12 protein-coding genes are annotated in these 17674 nt (G+C 70.8%); 5 read left to right on the forward strand and 7 right to left on the reverse strand.

All coding sequences use genetic code 11. From position 1 onward, the window contains the following. Positions 1 to 133: 133 nt before the first annotated feature. The gene (locus tag ACFWY9_RS35435) at positions 134 to 604 is read right to left on the reverse strand and encodes a hypothetical protein (protein WP_378326832.1); all 471 of its coding nucleotides are present in this window, start codon (positions 602 to 604) and stop codon (positions 134 to 136) included. A gap of 104 nt (positions 605 to 708) precedes the next feature. Beyond that, a complete protein-coding gene (locus tag ACFWY9_RS35440; RefSeq protein ID WP_378340909.1) occupies positions 709 to 3468 on the reverse strand; it encodes a BTAD domain-containing putative transcriptional regulator in 2760 nt (919 codons plus the stop codon). Positions 3469 to 4074: 606 nt separating this feature from the next. On the opposite strand from ACFWY9_RS35440, the gene ACFWY9_RS35445 reads away from it, so the two are divergent. Then, positions 4075 to 4788 carry a maleylpyruvate isomerase N-terminal domain-containing protein gene (locus ACFWY9_RS35445; RefSeq protein WP_378340910.1) on the forward strand — a complete coding sequence of 238 codons (714 nt, stop codon included), beginning with the start codon at positions 4075 to 4077 and terminating at the stop codon, positions 4786 to 4788. 24 nt (positions 4789 to 4812) lie between these two features. Here the strand turns inward: ACFWY9_RS35445 and ACFWY9_RS35450 are convergent, their stop codons facing one another. Both ACFWY9_RS35450 and ACFWY9_RS35455 read right to left on the reverse strand, forming a co-directional pair. Further along, positions 4813 to 5442, reverse strand: coding sequence for a LysE family transporter (locus ACFWY9_RS35450; RefSeq protein ID WP_378340935.1), 630 nt, complete (start codon positions 5440 to 5442; stop codon positions 4813 to 4815). A 186-nt stretch (positions 5443 to 5628) separates the two neighbouring features. Beyond that, a complete protein-coding gene (locus tag ACFWY9_RS35455) occupies positions 5629 to 6291 on the reverse strand; it encodes a GntR family transcriptional regulator (protein WP_378340911.1) in 663 nt (220 codons plus the stop codon). A gap of 75 nt (positions 6292 to 6366) precedes the next feature. Here ACFWY9_RS35455 and ACFWY9_RS35460 point away from each other — a divergent pair, with 75 nt between their 5' ends. From ACFWY9_RS35460 to ACFWY9_RS35475, 4 genes are all read left to right on the forward strand, one after another. Further along, positions 6367 to 9741 carry a molybdopterin-dependent oxidoreductase gene (locus ACFWY9_RS35460; protein ID WP_378340912.1) on the forward strand — a complete coding sequence of 1125 codons (3375 nt, stop codon included), beginning with the start codon at positions 6367 to 6369 and terminating at the stop codon, positions 9739 to 9741. An 8-nt stretch (positions 9742 to 9749) separates the two neighbouring features. Further along, on the forward strand, positions 9750 to 10685 hold the full coding sequence (locus tag ACFWY9_RS35465) for an ornithine cyclodeaminase family protein (RefSeq protein WP_378326838.1): 936 nt from the start codon (positions 9750 to 9752) through the stop codon (positions 10683 to 10685). A gap of 25 nt (positions 10686 to 10710) precedes the next feature. After that, entirely contained in the window at positions 10711 to 12138 is a 1428-nt protein-coding gene (locus tag ACFWY9_RS35470; protein WP_378340913.1) for a TIGR00366 family protein, read from the forward strand. Positions 12139 to 12399: 261 nt separating this feature from the next. Continuing rightward, positions 12400 to 13194 (forward strand): DUF2382 domain-containing protein, encoded by a 795-nt coding sequence (locus tag ACFWY9_RS35475; RefSeq protein ID WP_378326840.1) that lies wholly within the window; start codon positions 12400 to 12402, stop codon positions 13192 to 13194. A gap of 94 nt (positions 13195 to 13288) precedes the next feature. Here the strand turns inward: ACFWY9_RS35475 and ACFWY9_RS35480 are convergent, their stop codons facing one another. From ACFWY9_RS35480 to ACFWY9_RS35490, 3 genes are read right to left on the reverse strand one after another with little or no spacing between them, the layout of a single operon-like run. Next, positions 13289 to 14272, reverse strand: a complete 984-nt coding sequence (locus ACFWY9_RS35480; protein WP_378340914.1) for an alpha/beta hydrolase — start codon at positions 14270 to 14272, stop codon at positions 13289 to 13291. Then, positions 14269 to 15789: an ArnT family glycosyltransferase gene (locus ACFWY9_RS35485; RefSeq protein WP_378340915.1), complete on the reverse strand. Its 1521-nt coding sequence runs from the start codon at positions 15787 to 15789 to the stop codon at positions 14269 to 14271. The genes ACFWY9_RS35480 and ACFWY9_RS35485 overlap by 4 nt, the downstream gene beginning before the upstream one ends. Position 15790: 1 nt before the next feature. Next, on the reverse strand, positions 15791 to 17572 hold the full coding sequence (locus ACFWY9_RS35490; RefSeq protein WP_378340916.1) for a fatty acyl-AMP ligase: 1782 nt from the start codon (positions 17570 to 17572) through the stop codon (positions 15791 to 15793). Between the last annotated feature and the right edge of the window lie 102 nt (positions 17573 to 17674).

A 17674-nucleotide genomic window follows, 5' to 3' on the forward strand; every position in this document is an offset into this window, starting at 1 on the left:
GCGGTGGCGGGTGTGGGTTGGGGTGCCGCGTTAGCCCCCCCGCCCCCGCGCGTGTGGGTGGGTCGCGGGGGGGCGGGGGGGGCGCCCCGCGCGCGCCCCCCCCCCCCCCGTTTCCCCCGGATTTCCCAGTGGATCAGTTCACGAAATGCGATCGCGTGTTGTTGCAGAGGTACCAGGGCAGTACGCCCCAGTCGGTGTCGGGATTCGACAAACACGTCCGCACACCGAAACCGTAGGTCGTGGAGTAGCTTCCCGGCCTGCGGCACCCGCTGGCGGAGGGCCGATAGTAGAAGGTCACGGAATGGTCCAGTTTGTTGACCATCAGGGAACCGTCGTTGTTGCCGATCGGGGTTCCGCTTCCGGCACCACCACCGAGGTACGGGTCGAGCTTGAGGTCGCAGGCCTCGTTGTTCCCGTCCGCGAAGTAGCTGATGGCGCCGTACTGGCCCTTGTCCGGCCGGTTCCAGTTCTTGCTCCAGCCGTAACACGTGGTTTCGGCGCTCGGGCACCCGGCGCCGTCCGTGGCACTCGCCGTTCCGGCGGCCACCACGCTACCCCCGGCCGCGGTGAGCAGCAGGAGAAGCCCGGTAAACAGTTTTCGCACTTGTTCATCCCCTTTCTCGTGATCGGGTGATCACCAGCAGGGGAACTGTGGCACCGGCGCCGTGCACAAAACTTGCGTTTCGGTTGCCGCGCACGTCGCGAGCCTCACGGGCCCGCGTGCACCGGATCACCGAGGCTCAATGACCGCTGGATTTCCCTGGCCTCGGCGAGACACTGTCTCGACAGATGCAGGTCGAGCGCCTTGTGCCAGGCCGCGTATGCCTCCGGGCGCTGTCCGAGCGCGGCGTAGACGTCCCCGAGGCTGGCCAGTGTGGTGGCTTCGCCGTAGCGGTCCCCGAGATCGCGCCGCACGGTCAGCGCACGGTGGTAGTAGTCGAGTGCTTCGGTGAACCGGCCGCCGCGGTAGGCGATGTAGCCCAGGCTGTCGAGGGCGTGTGCCTGGCCGTCGGCGTAACCGTGCTGCTCGTTCAGGGCGAGGGCTCGCGCGCAGTGTGCGCGGGCGTCGTCGTACCGGCCGAGCCGTCCTTCGTACCAGCCGAGGGTGTTGAGCGCCTCGGCCTGCCAGATCGGGTTCCCGAGCACCGCGAAGAGTCTCTCCGCGCGGCGAGCGCACTCCACCGCCCGGTCGTCCTCCCCCTGCCAACCCCAGACGAGGGACAGCGTGTGCTGTCCATAGGCCCGGTCGACCGGGTCGGCGGTCCGTTCCGCGAGGGCACAGGCCCGCCGGAGATGGGACAGACCTCGTGCGCTTTCCCCCGCCCGGGCATACGCGTGCCCCAGCCACCGATGGGCCCTTGCCCGGAGGGCGAGGTCGCCGAGTTCCTCGGTGGCGGCGAGGCCGTGGCGCCAGACGGCGACGTTGTCGTAGTGGTTGCCACACCAGCGCTGAAACGGGGTCAGCGTCCACGCGAGCTGCCAGACGGTCGTGTGCCAGCGCCGGCGCACCGCGAGTTCCTGCGTCGCGAGCAGGCAGTCGGACTCCGCTTCGAACCATGCCACCGCCCCGGCCGGGTCGAGGGCGGGTCTGGGCAGGCATCCGTCGGCAGGGGCGCCGAAGGTCACGCCGGGGCGATGGGGGTTGAGGAGCCGCTGACCCGCCGCGGCCGTGTGCAGGTAGAAATCCGCGACCCGGCGTTCCGCGGCGGTGCGCAGCGTTTCGGGTATTTCCCGGCTCGCCCGTTCCGCGGCGACGGCGTTGATCAGATCGTGCATCCGGTAGCGGTCCGGGACCGGCTGCAGAGCGAGGTTGGCCTCCTGCAGCTCGCGCAGGCACGCCCGTGCCTCGGCCAAGGGCAGTGCGGCCAGCGAAGCCGCGGCGTGTGTGCTGACGCTCGGCCCTGGTGCGAGGCCCAGCAAGGCGAAAAGTGTTGCGGCGCAAGGAGTCAGCGTGACACAGGATGAGGAGACGACCGAACGCAGGCTCGCCGTGAGGACGTCGGTGCGTGACTCGGGACGGAATGTCGCGGCGTCCCGCAGTTCGGACACCAGGACGTCGAGAGGCAGCTGCGCCTGAGCGGTCGCCCTGGCCGCGACGATGCCGAGAGTCAGGGGGACGCCGTGGCAGTGACCGAGCAGTTCGGACACCGCGCGCGGCTCGGAGGTCAGCCGGTTCGCCCCGAGACGGCGGGCGAGCAGTTCCCGCCCTTCCTGTTCCGAGAACACGTCGAGGCTCAGCACCCGCGCGCCGTCCGAACTCACCAGGTCCGTGAGGCGGTGCCTGCTGGTGATCAGGACGGTGCAGGACCCCGACCCCGGCAGCAGCGGGCGCACCTGGGAGACGTCGCGAGCGTCGTCGAGGAAGACGAGCATTCGCTTGCCCGCCAACAGACTCCGGTACAACGCCGATCGGGTGTCGACATCGTCGGGGATCGCCTCGGGGGCGACGCCGAGAGCGGTGAGAATGCCGCGCAGTGCCGTGGCAGGCCGCAGCGGCTGCTGCACCGCGTCGAAACCGCGCAGGCAAGCCTGCACCTGACCGTCGGGGAAACGATCGATGCGTTCGTGCGCCCAGCGCAGTGCGAGCCAGGTCTTCCCGATCCCGCCGGGGCCGGTGATCACCGAAATCACCATCGGCTCACCCGAATCGCCGGTGTCGGCCGACATGTCCGTGAGGTGAGCGAGCTCCTCCGCCCTGCCCACGAAGCCGCGTGGCTGCGCGGCGAGCTGGTGGGGCACCGGGAATCGGTCGTGCACGGGGAGCCGTTCGCCGGGCTGGTCCAGCTTGCCGTCGAGGATCTGCTGGTGGAGCCTGCCGAGCACGGGACTGGTGTCGGCGCCGAGTTCCTCGCGCAACTGGGTACGCACCCGCTCATACACGTCGAGGGCGTCCGCCTGGCGGCCACAGCGGTACAGCGCTGTCATGAGCTGGCCGGCGACGCGCTCGTCGGTCGGGTGTTCCTCCCAGCGCACCGACAGCTCGGCGACAAGCTCGGCGTGATGTCCTCCGCGCAGCCGGAGTTCGGTGTACGCCGTCTCGGCCGCGTGCCGCTCGTGGTCGAGACGCCTGCGCTCACTGTCGGCCCAGCCGGTGTTCAGATCCGCGAGCGCCGCGCCACGCCAGAGCCGCAGCGCTGTACCGAGCAGCTGCAGGCCGTCGCCTCCGCCCGAGCCGAGTGCGCGGTCACACAGGTCCCGGAAGCGATGGATGTCGGCGACGGACTCGTCGGCCATCAGCGAGTACCCGGCCGACCGTCGCACGATTTTCACCTCGGGCGCGGGGGAAAGCGCCTTCCGCAGCCGCGAAACGTAGCTGTGCAGCGCGGCGCGTGCGCGTGGTGGTGTCCGGTCTCCCCAAACCCGGTCGGCCAGCTGCTCGACCGGTACGACCCGGTTGAGGTCCACGACCAGTGCGGCCAGCACGCCCCGTTGCCGCGCGGGCCCGACGTCCACCTCGGCCCCGTTCACGAGAACATGAAAATCTCCGAGCACACCGATTTCGATCATTCCTTGTCGCCCCCCTTGCCCTCCCGAGACCTTGATACCAGGCGTCAGCAGGGGAATGCAGAAGCACGCAAGAACCACACACGTTCGGGGCAGCGGCTTCGGCCGTTCGGCGGCGACGGGAATCGTGAGCGAAATGTATCCGGCGGCCACCGTCGCGGGCGTATAACGTAGCTTGGCGATGACTTCCTGTGGACATCGATGTTTAGCCGCCGGATAGATCTTCGATCGAGACCTTTTTCCTATTCGAACCGATCGGCCCCGGCGACGTCGGAAACGCGGCACTCGACGAACGAATTGATTCAGGTTCCGGAATCGCGCTGCTGTTCCCGACGGAGTCGAGCGTAGCCAATTTCCAGCGTGCCGTGGATGTGGGATCGCGCAGCCGGCCGGGTCCTCGAACGACAGGCCCCGCACCGAAGGAGAAGCATCCTCCCGGCAGTCCGGGCAGGATTCGCGACACGACACCCGGAGAACCCGGAACCGACCCCCGGGTCGCCCGGCGAGCGGCATGAGGACGACGCCTCGCGCCGCTCGCCCCCACGGGTCCGAGCAGGAACGGAAGCGCCGATGACCGCACTGCCCGAGAACGCGCCCGCCGACGCTGTGTACCGCTCCCTGCGCACGACGATAAGCACGTTGGTCACGTCGTCGGCCGAGGACATCGGTGACCGCGTGGTCCCGGCCTGCCCGGAATGGACCGTCCGCGACCTCCTCGCCCACCTGGTGGAGATCGCCGCGCTCGTCACCCGCCGGCTGGGAGAGGAACCGGACGCCGACGCGGAAGCGGCCGCCAAGGACGGCCCGGTCCGCGTCGTGCTCGACGCGTGGGCGGTCCTCGGTGAGCACGTGGCCTCCCTCATCGCCGGAGGCGGCGGCCAGCTGATGATCATGGACGCGCTGAGTCACGAACTCGACCTGCACCGGGTCCTCGGCACCACACCCGAACGCGGGCATCCGGCGTTCCTGAGCTCGCTCGACGTCGTCGTCCGCGGGATGGGCGAGCATCTCGCCAACCACGACGCTCCCGCGTTCGAGGTGCGAGCCGCGGGGCAGCGGTGGTCGCTGGGCGACGGCGCGCCCGCGGCGGTGGTGACCGGCGCCGACTACGACATCCTGCGCTCGTTCACCGGCCGCCGCAGCGCCGGCCAGATCCGGGCCCTGGAGTGGAGTTCCGACCCCGCCCCCTGGATCCCCGCCTTCACCTGGGCCGCCTTCGAGCCACCGGCCACCCCCAGCGAGCCGATGACCGGTGACGACGGCCTGCGATGGTACTGGCGTTAGGCCGCCCGGCCCGCGCTCGCGTGCTCACGTCCACACCGTCCGCACGGCGAGGACGACGATCACCGCACCCGAGACGAGCGCGGTGGCCAGCCTGCCCCGCGGCCCGGCCAGTGCCCGGCCCAGCACGGCGCCGCACCCGGCGAGCAGCAGCTGCCAGCTCGCCGACGCGGCGAACGCGGCGGCCACGAACACCACCCGCTCCGCCCAGGCACTCGCGACACCGGCCTGACCGCCCAGCACCACCGCGACGAAGTAGACGACGGTGGCGGGATTGAGCAGCGTCATCGCCACGAACGCCGCATACGCGCGGAACGAACCCAGTACGGGCCCAAGCGGCTGAGGCGTCTCGGCGGGCTGTCTCCGGTGTCGCCGGATCGCGGTGACGGCGGTCCACGCGGCCACCGCGATCAACACCGCCGCGGCGCTCCACCGCAGCACATCCGCGACCGGCACGATCACCCGGGCCAGCGCGCCACCGCCGAGCACGGCCACCAGCGCGTACCCGCCGTCCACGGTCGCGACGCCCAGTGCCGCGGCCATACCGACCCGCAGCGACGTCCGGGCGGTCAACGCCACGAGATACGCGCCGACCGCACCGACCGGGATCGCGATGCCGTACCCGGCCAGCAGCCCCGCGACGACCGCGGCCGTCACGGCTGCGACGTGCCGGGCCTCCCAGGCCACGCCGTCTGCTGCTCGCCCGCCACCGGAAGGGCGGCGCGGACGGGCAGCGGGGTCACCGGGACGATCGCAGTCATGGCGTGATCCTCGCCGCCGGTTCCGGCAGGCGGCAAATCAATTACTCCGCGGCCGACCCGGGAGGTCAGGGCAAACCTCGGCTCAGTCCCCTGTCCTCGCCCAGTCGGCCCGGATGTGCCGCAGATGGGCGTGGACCAGTTCCTCCAGGCGCGCGGTGTCGCGCTCGGCGATCGCGACGAGGATTTCGCGGTGCTCCCGCGCGGAATCGGCCAGTGCCCCGCGCTCGGCGAGGTTTTCCAGGCCGTAGAGGCGGGTCTGGTCGCGCAGGGTGGCGACGGCGTCGACCAGGCGCCTGTTGCCGCCGCAGCCGAGCAGGTCGAGGTGGAAGTGCCGGTCGGCGTCGAGAAAACGGACGACGTCACCCGCCTCCGCGGCGTCCTCGATGTCCGCGGCGAGCGCGCGCAGGCGGTCGAGGTCGGCATCGGTGATCCGGGCCGCGGCCTTGAGCGTGCCGGGCAACTCCAGCAGCACTCGCATTTCGTAGACCTCGTCGAGGTCCTGCTCGCTCATCGGGACCGCGCGGAACCCGCGGTTGCGCACCGGTTCGAGCAGGCCCTGGTTGACCAGGGTGAGCATCGCTTCCCGCACGGGACTGCTGGACACCTGCAGCCGCGCGGCCAGTGCCGAGGCGGAGTAGATCTCGCCGGGCCGGATCTCGCCGGACACCAGCGCGTGCCGGACGAGTTCCAGTACCTGATCCCGCAGGCTGGTGTGCCGCAGCAGGCCGGCAGTGGGCTCAGCCACCCGGTCCCCCTTCATTCGTTCTTGACTTCCCGCCTTTCGCGATGCATCTTACACATCACCGGTATGCGGTTACCGGTGACCGATTACCCGGGAGTAACAATGGAGACCGAGGTACGCGGCTACTGCACGCTCTGCCGCTCACGATGCGGCGCGATCTACACCGTCGAGAACGGCGTCATGACCGGCGTCCGGCCGGATCCCGGCCATCCGACCGGGGCGGCGATGTGCCCGAAGGGCCGGGCGGCGCCGGAAATCGTGCACAGCCCTCGCCGGTTGACCAGCCCGCTGCGGCGCACCACGCCGAAGTCCGATCCGGACCCGAAATGGGAGGTCATCGGCTGGGACGAGGCCATGGACGAGATCGCCGCGCGGCTCAGCCGTATCGCCGCCGAGAGCGGACCGGAAGCCGTCGCCTTCGCGGTGACTTCGCCGAGCGGGACGCCGCTGTCGGACTCGATCGCCTGGATCGAGCGGTTCGTCCGCCACTTCGGCAGCCCCAACATCTGCTATTCGACCGAGAACTGCAACTGGCACAAGGACTTCGCCCACGCGTTCACGTTCGGCTGCGGGATGCCGGTACCGGACTTCGCGGGTACGGACCTGGCCGTGCTGTGGGGGCACAACCCGGCGAAGTCGTGGCTCGCGCAGTCCGCGGCACTCGCCGAGGCCAGGGCGAACGGCGCGGCGCTGGCGGTCGTCGATCCCCGGCGTTCGGCCGCGGCACGCGAGGCCGAGCACTGGCTGCGTGTGCTGCCCGGCACCGATGCCGCGCTGGCACTGGGAACCGCTGATCTGATACTCCACAGTGGACGGTATGACGCGGAGTTCGCGCGGGCCTGGTCGAACGGTCCGCTGCTGGTCCGCGCCGACACCGGCCGGTTCCTGCGCGCGGACGAACTCGAACCGGGACTGCGCGGCTTCGTGGTGTGGGACGAGCGAACAGGCGCTCCGCAGCCCTACGACGCGGACTACCCGGCGGCGGATCCGGCCCGGTTCGCGCTGCGCGGGAAACGTCGCGTCCGCACGGTGTCCGGAGCCGTCGAGTGCGTTCCCGCGTTCGAGCGGTACGCCGACGCCTGTGCCGCGTGGCCGCTGGAACGAACCAGCGCCGTCACCGGAGTCGGCCCGGCGGCGCTGGCGGCCTTCGCCGAGGCGCTGACGTCGGCGAAGGCGGTTTCCTACCACGGCTGGACCGGCATCGGCCAGCACGCCAACGCCACCCAGACCGAACGGGCCATCGCCACCCTGTACGCGCTGACCGGAAGTTTCGACGCGCCCGGCGGCAACGTCGTCCTCCCCCGACTGCCGGTCAACGCCGTCAGCACACCCGACCAGCTCGCGCCCGCCCAGCGCGCGAAGGCACTCGGGCTCGACGAGCATCCGCTGGGGCCACCCGCCAACGGCTGGGTCAGCGCCCGGGCGCTGTGCCGGTCCATCCTGTCCGGCGAGCCGTACCGGACCAGGGCCATGGTCGGCTTCGGCGGCAACATGCTGCTGTCCCAGCCGGATCCGCGGCGGACCGCGGCCGCGCTGCGCGAACTCGAGTTCTTCGTGCACCTCGACCTGTTCGCCAATCCCACCGCGGACTTCGCCGACATCGTCCTGCCCGTCACCAGTCCCTGGGAGCACGACGCGGTCAAGGCGGGCTTCGAGATCACCGGACGCGCGCAGGAACACGTCCAGTTCCGGCCACGCATGGTCGCCCCGGCCGGCCTGTCCCGTTCGGACACCGAGATCGTGTTCGACCTCGCCCGCCGCCTCGGCATGGCCGGCGACTTCTTCGGCGGAGACCTCACGGCAGCCCGTGACCACGTGCTCGCCCCGCTCGGACTGACCACGGCGGACCTGCGCGCGAAACCCGGCGGGATCCGTATCCCCCTCGAAACCAGACATCGCAAGTACGCCGAGATCGCGGAGGACGGGACGGTGAGCGGGTTCGCCACGCCGACCCGCCGCGTCGAACTGTATTCGCAGCGGCTGGCCGAGCACGGCTACCCACCGGTCCCGGAACACACCCCCCGACCCGAGGACCCGCGTTTCCCGCTCCTGCTGACGTGTGCGAAGAACGGCTACTTCTGCCACAGCCAGCACCACGGGATCACCTCGCTCAGGAAGCGCTTTCCGGAACCGGCCGTGGAGATCGCCGAGGACCTCGCGACCGATCGCGGTATCGAAGACGGGCAATGGGTGACGATCTCCACGCACGCCGGCTCGGCGCGGATGCGCGCGAGGATCGACCCCGCGCTGGACTCGCGAGTCGTCGTCGCCGAGTACGGCTGGTGGCAGGCCGCCCCCGATCTCGGGCTCCCCGGCTCCGACCCGCGGCGGACCGATGGCGCCAACTACAACCTGCTCGTCGACGACACCGACCACGATCCGCTCAGCGGTGCCGTGCCGCTGCGTTCCACCGCGTGCGACGTGCGGCCCGTGCCGGACGCGCGCTGGAGCGGACGCCGTGAGTTCGTCCTCACCGAGAGCACCGCGGAAACCGCCGACGTCCGCGCGCTGCGCCTGTCCCCTGCCGGCGACGGGCCGCTACCGGAATTCCTGCCGGGACAGCACATCACGCTCACCGACGACCGCGGGATCACCCGCAGCTACTCGCTGACCGGGCCCGCCGAGCCCGGCGACGACGCCGAGTACCGCGTCGCGGTACGCCGCGTCGACGACGGCCAGTTCTCCACTTTTGTCCACAATGGACTACGCGTGGGCGACCGGGTCACGGTCACCGCCCCGGACGGCCCCTTCGTGATCCCCGCCGACATCGAGTTCCCGGTGGTGCTGCTGGCCGCCGGGATCGGGATCACCCCCTTCCTCGGCTACCTGGAGAAACTGGCCGCCCGCGGCGGTTCCGTGCCGAAAGTCGTTCTGCACCATGGCAACCGCGACGCGACAACGCACGCGTTCGCCGACCGGATCCGGGAACTGGCGAAGCGGATCGACCGGCTGACCGTCGTCGACCACTACAGCAGGCCGTCCGCCGCCGACCGGGAACACGTCGTACCCGGCCGGATCCGCGCCGAGCACGTCGACGACGAGCTGATCCGCGACCGGGCCCGGTTCTACCTGTGCGGCCCCGAGACCATGCTCGCCGACCTCACCGCGGGGCTCGTCGCGCGCGGCGTCCCCCGCTTCGACATCTTCGCCGAGAAGTTCCATGCCGCGCCCCAGCCCGTGGACCTTCCCGCCGACGCCGAAGCCGATGTCCACTTCGGACGATCGGGGCGGACGCTGCGCTGGCGCCGCGCCGACGGCACGCTGCTGGACCTGGCCGGACGCGCCGGGATCACCCTGCCCAGCGGCTGCCGGGTAGGCCAGTGCGAAAGCTGCGCCGTGCCGCTGCTGGCCGGACAGGTCGCGCACCTGGTCGCCCCGGCCGAGGACCTGCCCGACAACACCTGCCTGACCTGCCAGGCCGTACCACTCACCGACCTGACCCTCGACGCCTGAGGAGAACCATGCTCACCATCACCGCCGACGACGCGGCGCACGCACTCACCTTCGAGGCGCTGGTCCCCGCGCTGCGCGAGGGTTTCCGCCGGGGCGCCCACACACCCGACCGGCACACCCACAGCCTCGACGAAAACTCCGGGGCCTCCCTGCTGCTCATGCCGTCCTGGAGCGACGACGCATACCTCGGGGTCAAGCTCGTCACCATCTTCCCCGGCAACAACGCGCTCGGCCGGCCTGCCCTCTCCTCGGCCTACATCCTCAGCAGTGCCACCACCGGCGAACACCTCGCCGTGATCGACGGCGACGAGCTGACCCGCCGCCGCACCACGGCCACCTCGGCGCTGGCCGCCTCCTACCTCGCCCGCCCCGACAGCCGCGTCCTGCTCGTCGTCGGCGCCGGGCACATCGGCGGTATGCTCCCCGCCGCCTACCGCAGCCAGTTCGACCTGCGCACCGTCCTGGTGCACGACGCCGCCCCCGCCGCCGCGCACCGGCTGGCGGACGCCCTGCGCGCCGACGGCCTCGACGCCGAGGTCGTCACGGACCTCGCCGCCGCGACCGGACGCGCCGACATCGTCAGCTGCGCCACCCTGGCGACCACGCCGATCATCCGCGGCGAATGGCTGCGCCCCGGCACCCACCTCGACCTCATCGGCAGCTTCCGGCCGCATATGCGCGAAGCCGACGACGACTGCCTCCGACTGTCCACTGTGTACATCGACACCCCGACCGCGCTGGCCGAATCCGGCGACCTCGTCCAGCCCGTCTCCGCCGGGGCGTTCGACCCCGCGACGATCGCGGGCACGCTGAGCCAGCTCTGCCGCGAAGAGGTCGCCGGACGCCGCGATCCGGACCAGATCACCGTCTTCAAGGCCGTCGGCAGCGGCCTGGCCGACCTCGCCGCCGCCGAACACGTCCTGCGTACCCGCCCCGCCGCGTAACGCACCGAGCAGCAAAGGAGCTGCCATGTCCCAGCCCGCCACCTCCGCGCCGAAGGCCGGTTTCCTTGCCAGAACGGCGATCCGCGCCGCGAACTGGTCCGAACGCTGGTTCCCGAACACACTGGTGTTCGCCCTGCTCGTCGTGGCGCTGGTCGCCGTGGCCGCGGTCGCGATCGGCGCGTCCCCGATGAGCGTCGCCTCGGCCTTCGGCGGCGGGTTCTGGGACCTCATCCCGTTCACCATGCAGATGGCCATGGTGGCCATCGGTGGCTACGTCGTCGCGACCGCCGGGCCGATCCGGCGGGTGATCGACCGGCTCGCCCGGCTGCCCCGCACCGGACGCGGCGCGATCGCGATGGTCGCCGCGCTCAGCCTCGTCTCCGCGCTGTTCAACTGGGGTTTCAGCCTCATCTTCAGCGCGCTGCTGGTCCGTCGCCTCGCCGAACGCCCGGGACTGCGGATGGACTACCGGGCCGCCGGGGCCGCCGCCTACCTCGGCCTCGGCGGCAGCTGGGCACTCGGGCTCAGCTCCTCGGCCGCGCAGTTGCAGGCCAACCGCGCCAGCATCCCCTCGTCGCTGCTGCCGGTCACCGGGGTGCTCCCGTTCCGCGAGACCATCTTCACCTGGCAGTCGCTGCTGCTGGCCGCCGTCGTCGTGGCCGTCTGCGTCGCGGTGGCGTTCTTCTCCGCCCCGCGCGGTGCTCTCATCCGCACCGCGGACGATCTCGGCGTAGACCCGCGTGATCCGGTCGAGCAGGACCCGCCCCGCACCCGGCCCGGGGAATGGCTGGAGTACAGCCCGCTGCTCACCATCGTCGTGGTCGCGCTCGTCGGGGGCTGGGCGGTGCGGGAATTCGGTGCCAAGGACCCGATCGTCGCGATTTCCGGGCTCAACACCTACAACCTGCTGTTCCTCGCCCTCGGCCTGCTGCTGCACTGGCGCCCGCGGCGGTTCCTCGCCGCGGTCGCCAAAGCCGTCCCCGCCACCGGCGGCGTGCTCATCCAGTTCCCCTTCTACGCCGGTATCGCGGCGATCCTGACCAAAGCCACCGACAGCACCGGGCACAGCGTCTCCCACCATCTCGGGGCCGTGTTCACCGGAGCCACCTCCGCCGGGCTGTTCCCGCTGCTCATCGGCGGCTACTCCATCGTGCTGGGCTTCCTGATCCCCTCGGGCGGCGGGAAATGGGTCATCGAAGCGCCGTATGTCATGCAGGCCGCCAACGACGCCCACGTCAGCCTCGGCTGGACCGTGCAGATCTACAACGCCGCCGAAGCGCTGCCGAACCTGATCAATCCCTTCTGGATGCTTCCGCTCCTGGGCGTGCTCTCGCTCAAAGCCCGCGACATCGTCGGATTCACCTTCACCTACCTGGTCATCCTGCTGCCGCTCGTGCTCGGCCTGCTCACCCTGCTCGCCCCCACCCTCGCCTACCACCCGCCCGTCCACTGAGGACCAGCCGAATCCAGCTCACCGAAGTCGACCGCGGTCCTCACCCTCACCCGATCAGGTCACGTTCCGATCCGGCTCGGAGCCCTCCGCCGGTTCCCCGACCTGCGCGGTGAAACGACGCGCGCGTTACCCGGACGGGCACACCCAAACATCCACTTTCCGGTGTCACCCTCCGGCACACCGGACGGTTGCCGCGCGCACCGGCCCGTCCGAGGGTGGTGGTACCGAACGATGTTGGCACTACTGGAGAAAGGACACGAGATGGCCGGCACCTTGTCACCCCAGCAACTGTTGGACAGTACCGTGGTCGATCCCGAAGGCAACAAGATCGGCAAGGTCGGGAACGTCTACCTCGCCGACACGACACGGCAACCCGAGTGGATCACGGTGCGGACCGGCCTGTTCGGCACCAAGGAAAGCTTCGTGCCGCTCTCGGGCGCCAACGTGGACCGCGACGGCGTCCACGTGAACGTCGCGAAGGACCAGGTGTCCGAGGCCCCGCGCATCGAAGCCGACGGCAGGCTTTCGACCGCCGAAAGCGCCGAACTCTACCGGCACTACGGCTTGCCGACACCCCGGATGGCCCCCGACGCGGACACCGGCCGCACCTCCGGCCCGGCTCCGGGTACCGGGCGCCCACGCGGCACGCGGGGCCGCGCCGGCCGAGGCGACAGCGACCGCGACAGCGAGATGATCCGCTCGGAAGAGCAGCTCAAGGTCGGCACCGAGCAGGTCGAGACCGGGCACGTCCGCCTGCGCAAGTATGTCGTCACCGAAGAACAGCAGGTCACGGTCCCGGTGAGCCACGAAGAGGTCCGCATCGAACGCGAACCGATCACCGACGCCTCCGCCCGTCCCGGCGCCCAGCTCGGCGAGCAGGAGGAGGACATCGCGCTGCACGCCGAGAAACCGGTGGTGCGCAAGGAAACTCGCCCCGTCGAACGGCTCCGCGCGAACACCGAGACGGTCACCGAGGACCAGACCGTCACCGGCGAGGTGCGCAAGGAACAGTTCGACATCCAGGACGACAGCACGAAGAAGCACCGCAAATCCTGACACCGCCGCGCGGACGTCGTCACCGTCCGTCCTTTGTGGATTGTCATGCCGTGAAGGGGTCCTTACCGGCGCTCAACGCCGTGAAGCGACCCCTTCACGGCGTGCGAGGAGTACGGGCGAGCGCGTCGGCGACGAAGTCCGCGATCTCGTCGAGGGCGGCGCGGCTTTCCGGCAGGGCGTCGCCGAGGACCGGGAACGCGTGGACCTGCCCCTGCCACACCTGGAGCTTGTGCCGGACACCGGCCTCGGCGAGCCGCTGGGCCATCAGTTCCGCGTCACAACGCAGGACCTCGTCCTCCGCGCACTGGATCAGCACCGGTGGCAGGGCCGCGAGGTCGCCGTTGACCGGTGACCGGAGCGGATCCACGACGCCGTCGCCGCCCGCGCACAGCAGCGCCACCCTGGCGAGCCGGTTCGCCGGGATGAACACGTCCTTGCGCGCGTTGCCGTGTGTTCGTTTGGCCTCGCTGTCGAAGTCGAGCCACGGCGAAAGCCCGACGACGGCCGCGGGCTTCGCGAGGCCGGTGCCGATGGTGTGCAGTGCCACGGCGAACGCGAGGTGCCCGCCGGCGGAGTCACCGGCGCACACGATCGTCTCCCCCGCGAAGCCCCGGCGCACGAGCCAGCCGAACGCGTCGACGGCGTCGGCGATCGAGGCGTCGAGGCGGCCGTGCGGAAGTTGCCGGTATCGCACCGAAAGCACGGGCAGCCCGGTGCGCAGGGCCAGCCGCTCGACGATGCGCCGATGGGTTGCCAGGCCGCAGAAGACGAACGCCCCGCCGTGCAGGTAGAGCAGCGCCCCGGTGGTTTCCGCGCTGCCACGGGGTTTGACGAACTCGCCACGCCAGGTTCCACCGTCCACCCGTTCGCACTCCGTCGAACGGAGCCGGGGCACCGGGAGGAGCGCGAGATTCACCAGCGGCATCAGCCGGGCCAGCGGTCCGCGCAGCGGCCACCACGCCAAGGTGGTCCGCACGAAGACACGGCAGAGGAAGCGGATGACCGCGGCGCGGAAACCCTTGCCGCCGGGGCGGTATTCGTACACGGTGTGCCTTTCGTTGTCGGAGCTGGTGGTCACGGCCGGTGCATGCGGCCCCACAGCCGCGGCCACGGATCCCTGGGGGCGCCGCACAACCACACCGCGACGCCCTGGTTGGCGACGTGCGCGTCGATGTCGAGCCGCACGGTGTTCACCTGCCGCACCTGCCCGAAGAAGTGGCCCAGCGATTCGCGGTCACCGCCGACGTACAGCACCTGACGGGTGTCGTCCGGTGGCGCGCCCGCGTACCAGTACCCGCGTTCCGGTCCGTACGCCGCGGGCAGTCCGCGGTCGGGCCCGTAGACGGCCAGCGCGCTCGCCTGCCAGTAGCTGTCCCCCATCACCACCGTGTGAGCACGATCGTCCGGGGGCAGCCGCCGGAAGGACTCGGCCGCGGTGTCCGCCAGCCGCGGCCAGCCGTAGCTGCCGCTGCCGACGAAATCGACCAGCTGGACGCCGGTGAACCCGGTGGCCGGGCGCACCGGCAGGGCGAGATAGACCGCCAGCGGCACGGAAAGCACGTATACCGGCCAGGTCGGCACCCAGCGCCACCAGCGCGCGGCACGACGTCGTTCGAGCCGGACGGCGGAGGCGGCGAACAGGACCGCGTACAGCCCGGCGACGTAGTAGTAGCGGCTCGCCGTGGCCAGGAAGAGCACCGTGACCAGCGCGGCGGCCCAGCCGAACAACCGGAAGTCTCGCAGTTCCGGCGCCCGCAGCAACTGTGCGAATCCGTGGCAGCACAGGAACGCGCCGACGAGCAGGCCTGCCATCAGCACGGCCAGCGGGACCATCGAGACCGTACCACCGAGCAGCCGGTCGTTCTGCTCGGCGACCACGGCGTTCATCAGCAGGTAGGGCCAGCCGTGCCGCGCCTGCCAGACCAGCGTGGGGACGGTGAGCAGCACGGTCACCACACCGCCCGCCCACAGCGCGGGACGCCGGGGCAGCGTCCGCGGCCCGGCGATGAGCGCCCCGGCGACCAGCCCGAGCCACAGGAAGACGATCAGGAACTTGCCCTGCATCGCGATCGCGGTGACCAGCCCGGCGTACAGCAGCAGCCGGTCCGACCGGGTCCGCACCCAGCGGGCCACCAGCCAGCTGACCAGCACCCAGCAGAACGGGTCCACTGTGGACGTCGCGAGGACGTGGCCGGAAGCCAGTAGCTGGAAGGAAAGCGCGTACGCCGCGGCGGTCATGACCTGTGCCCGGGCGCCGCCGCCGAACTCCCTGGCGATCAGCGCCGCGAGCACCACACCGGCCGCGGTGAGCAGCATCGGCAGAACGCGCAGCCCCACGACCGACCCGGGCAGGACGGTGTCCGGCAGCCGGGCCAGCACCGGCAGCAGCCACGGATTGTCGGCGTAGCCCCAGGCGAGGTGGTGCCGAGCCGACGCCAGGAAGTACAGCTCGTCGCCGAAGTAGCCGAACTTCCCGCTCACCGCGAGCAGAACCGCGCCGACGGCCGCCGCGACGCCGAGTACGGGCAGGCGCGCGAACGGCGGCACCCCCGCGGCGGGTGCCACGGGGGCTTCGGACACCGCCGGGACGTCCACGTCAGAAACTCTGCTCGGTGTACCGGGTCCGGCAGGCCGAACGCTGGATCTTGCCGCTGGAGGTGCGGGGCAGCTCCCCTGGCCCGATGATCAGCACGTCCCGCAGGGAAAGCCCGTGCCGCTGCGAAACGACCGCCCGGATCGCGGCCGCCGCCTCGTCGTGGTCGAGTTCTTCGGCGCTCACCTGCTTGGCCCGTTCCGCGACGACGACGGCCTGCTCGCCAGAGTCCCCTGGCACCGAAAACGCCGCGACGGCGTGCCGCCGGACCGCCGGATGAGCCTGTTCGACGCTGTGCTCGACGTCCTGCGGATAGTGGTTCCGGCCGTCCACGATGATCAGGTCCTTGAGCCTGCCGGTGATGTACAGCTCCCCGTCGACCACCACGCCGAGATCACCGGTGCGCAGCCAGCCGGCGCGCCCCGGCCACGGCGTGACGACGCGGCCGTCCTCGTCGAGCAGTTCGGCGTCGAACACCGCCGCGGAGTCCTCCCTGCCCCAGTAACCCTGTCCCACATTCGGCCCGCTCGCCCAGATCTCGCCGACCTGCCCGTCGGCCAGCGCCGTTCCGGTCCGTGGATCGGCGATCCGGATCTCCTGCTCGACGGGCCGCCCGGCGGAGACCAGCGTCGTCGCCGAACCACTGCCCGGCTCCACGACGACGGCCTTGCCGGCGGCGAGCGCGACCCGTTCGAAGCTCACCCGCCGGGGCGGCGACCCCGCCGGGGAGACGGAGACCATCACGACGGCTTCGGCCAGGCCGTAGGTGTGCCGGTGCATCGACGGTTCAAGACCGCATTCGGCGAACTTCGTGTAGAAGACGTCCAATGTGGACGGAAGGACCGGTTCGCTGCCGTCGCCGAGCGAGACGACGTGGCTCAGCCACAGCCGCGCTTTCTCCTCCTCCGTGGTCCGGGAAGCGGTGTAGCCGTAGGCGAAGTTGGGCGCGGCGGTGACCGCGGGCCCCGGCGTCGCCGCCAGCTGTTCGAGCCAGCGCTGCGGCCGGGCGAGAAACGCGATCGGGTCCATCAGCGTGGCGGGGAAGCCGCCGTAGACCGGGGTGGCCAGCCCGACGACGAGCCCCATGTCGTGGAACAGCGGCAGCCAGCACACCGACGTCGTCCGCCCCTGCTCGCATTCGTAGGAGCTCACCCCTTGGCCGGCGTTCGCGACCACGTTCGCGTGGGTGATCATCACCCCGGCCGGTGCCCGGGTCGAGCCGGAAGTGTACTGAAGATACGCGAGGTCGTCCGGGCGCAGCAGGACGTGTTCGTAGTCCTCGGCGGCCCTCGGCGGCAGGACGTCGACCGCGATGATCTGCGGCCCGGAAAGCCCGCGTTCGACGAGGAAGGCGTCGACCGCGTCGGTGTGCCGCCGGGTGGTCAGCACCAGCGACGGCGCGCAGTCCGCGAGTACCCCGGCGAGCCGTTCCTCGTGCCCCGGCAACGGGGACGGCTCGAACAACGGCACGGCGACCAGCCCGGCACGCAGCGCGCCGAGAAAGGCGACGACGTAGTCGACCGACTGGTCGATCAGCACCGCGACGCGGTCGCCGAGTCCCGCGCGCCGCTGGCACCACGCCGCCACACCGTCCACCCGGGAATTCAGCTCACGCCAGGTCAGCGACGTCGGCACGCCGTCCGGCTCGTCGCGATAGTCCACAAAGGTCACCGCGCACTCGTTGCCCCGGGTTTCCGCCCAGTGGTCGAGCGCCGCGGAAAGCGTGGGATGGCCGGGATCCGTCAGTCCCGTCGCCCCGCGCGAGGATTCGGAGGTCGTTGTCATCAGGTTCTCCTAGTGTCCTGCGCCGGAAATGCGGTGTGTATATCGGTGGATCCAGGTTTCTGCTGGCAAGGCGCCGGTCCTCCCTCGTACCGGGTTGTACTC

Origin of the sequence: Amycolatopsis sp. NPDC059027 (assembly GCF_042739735.1) — a bacterium.
Taxonomy (GTDB): Bacteria; Actinomycetota; Actinomycetes; order Mycobacteriales; family Pseudonocardiaceae; genus Amycolatopsis.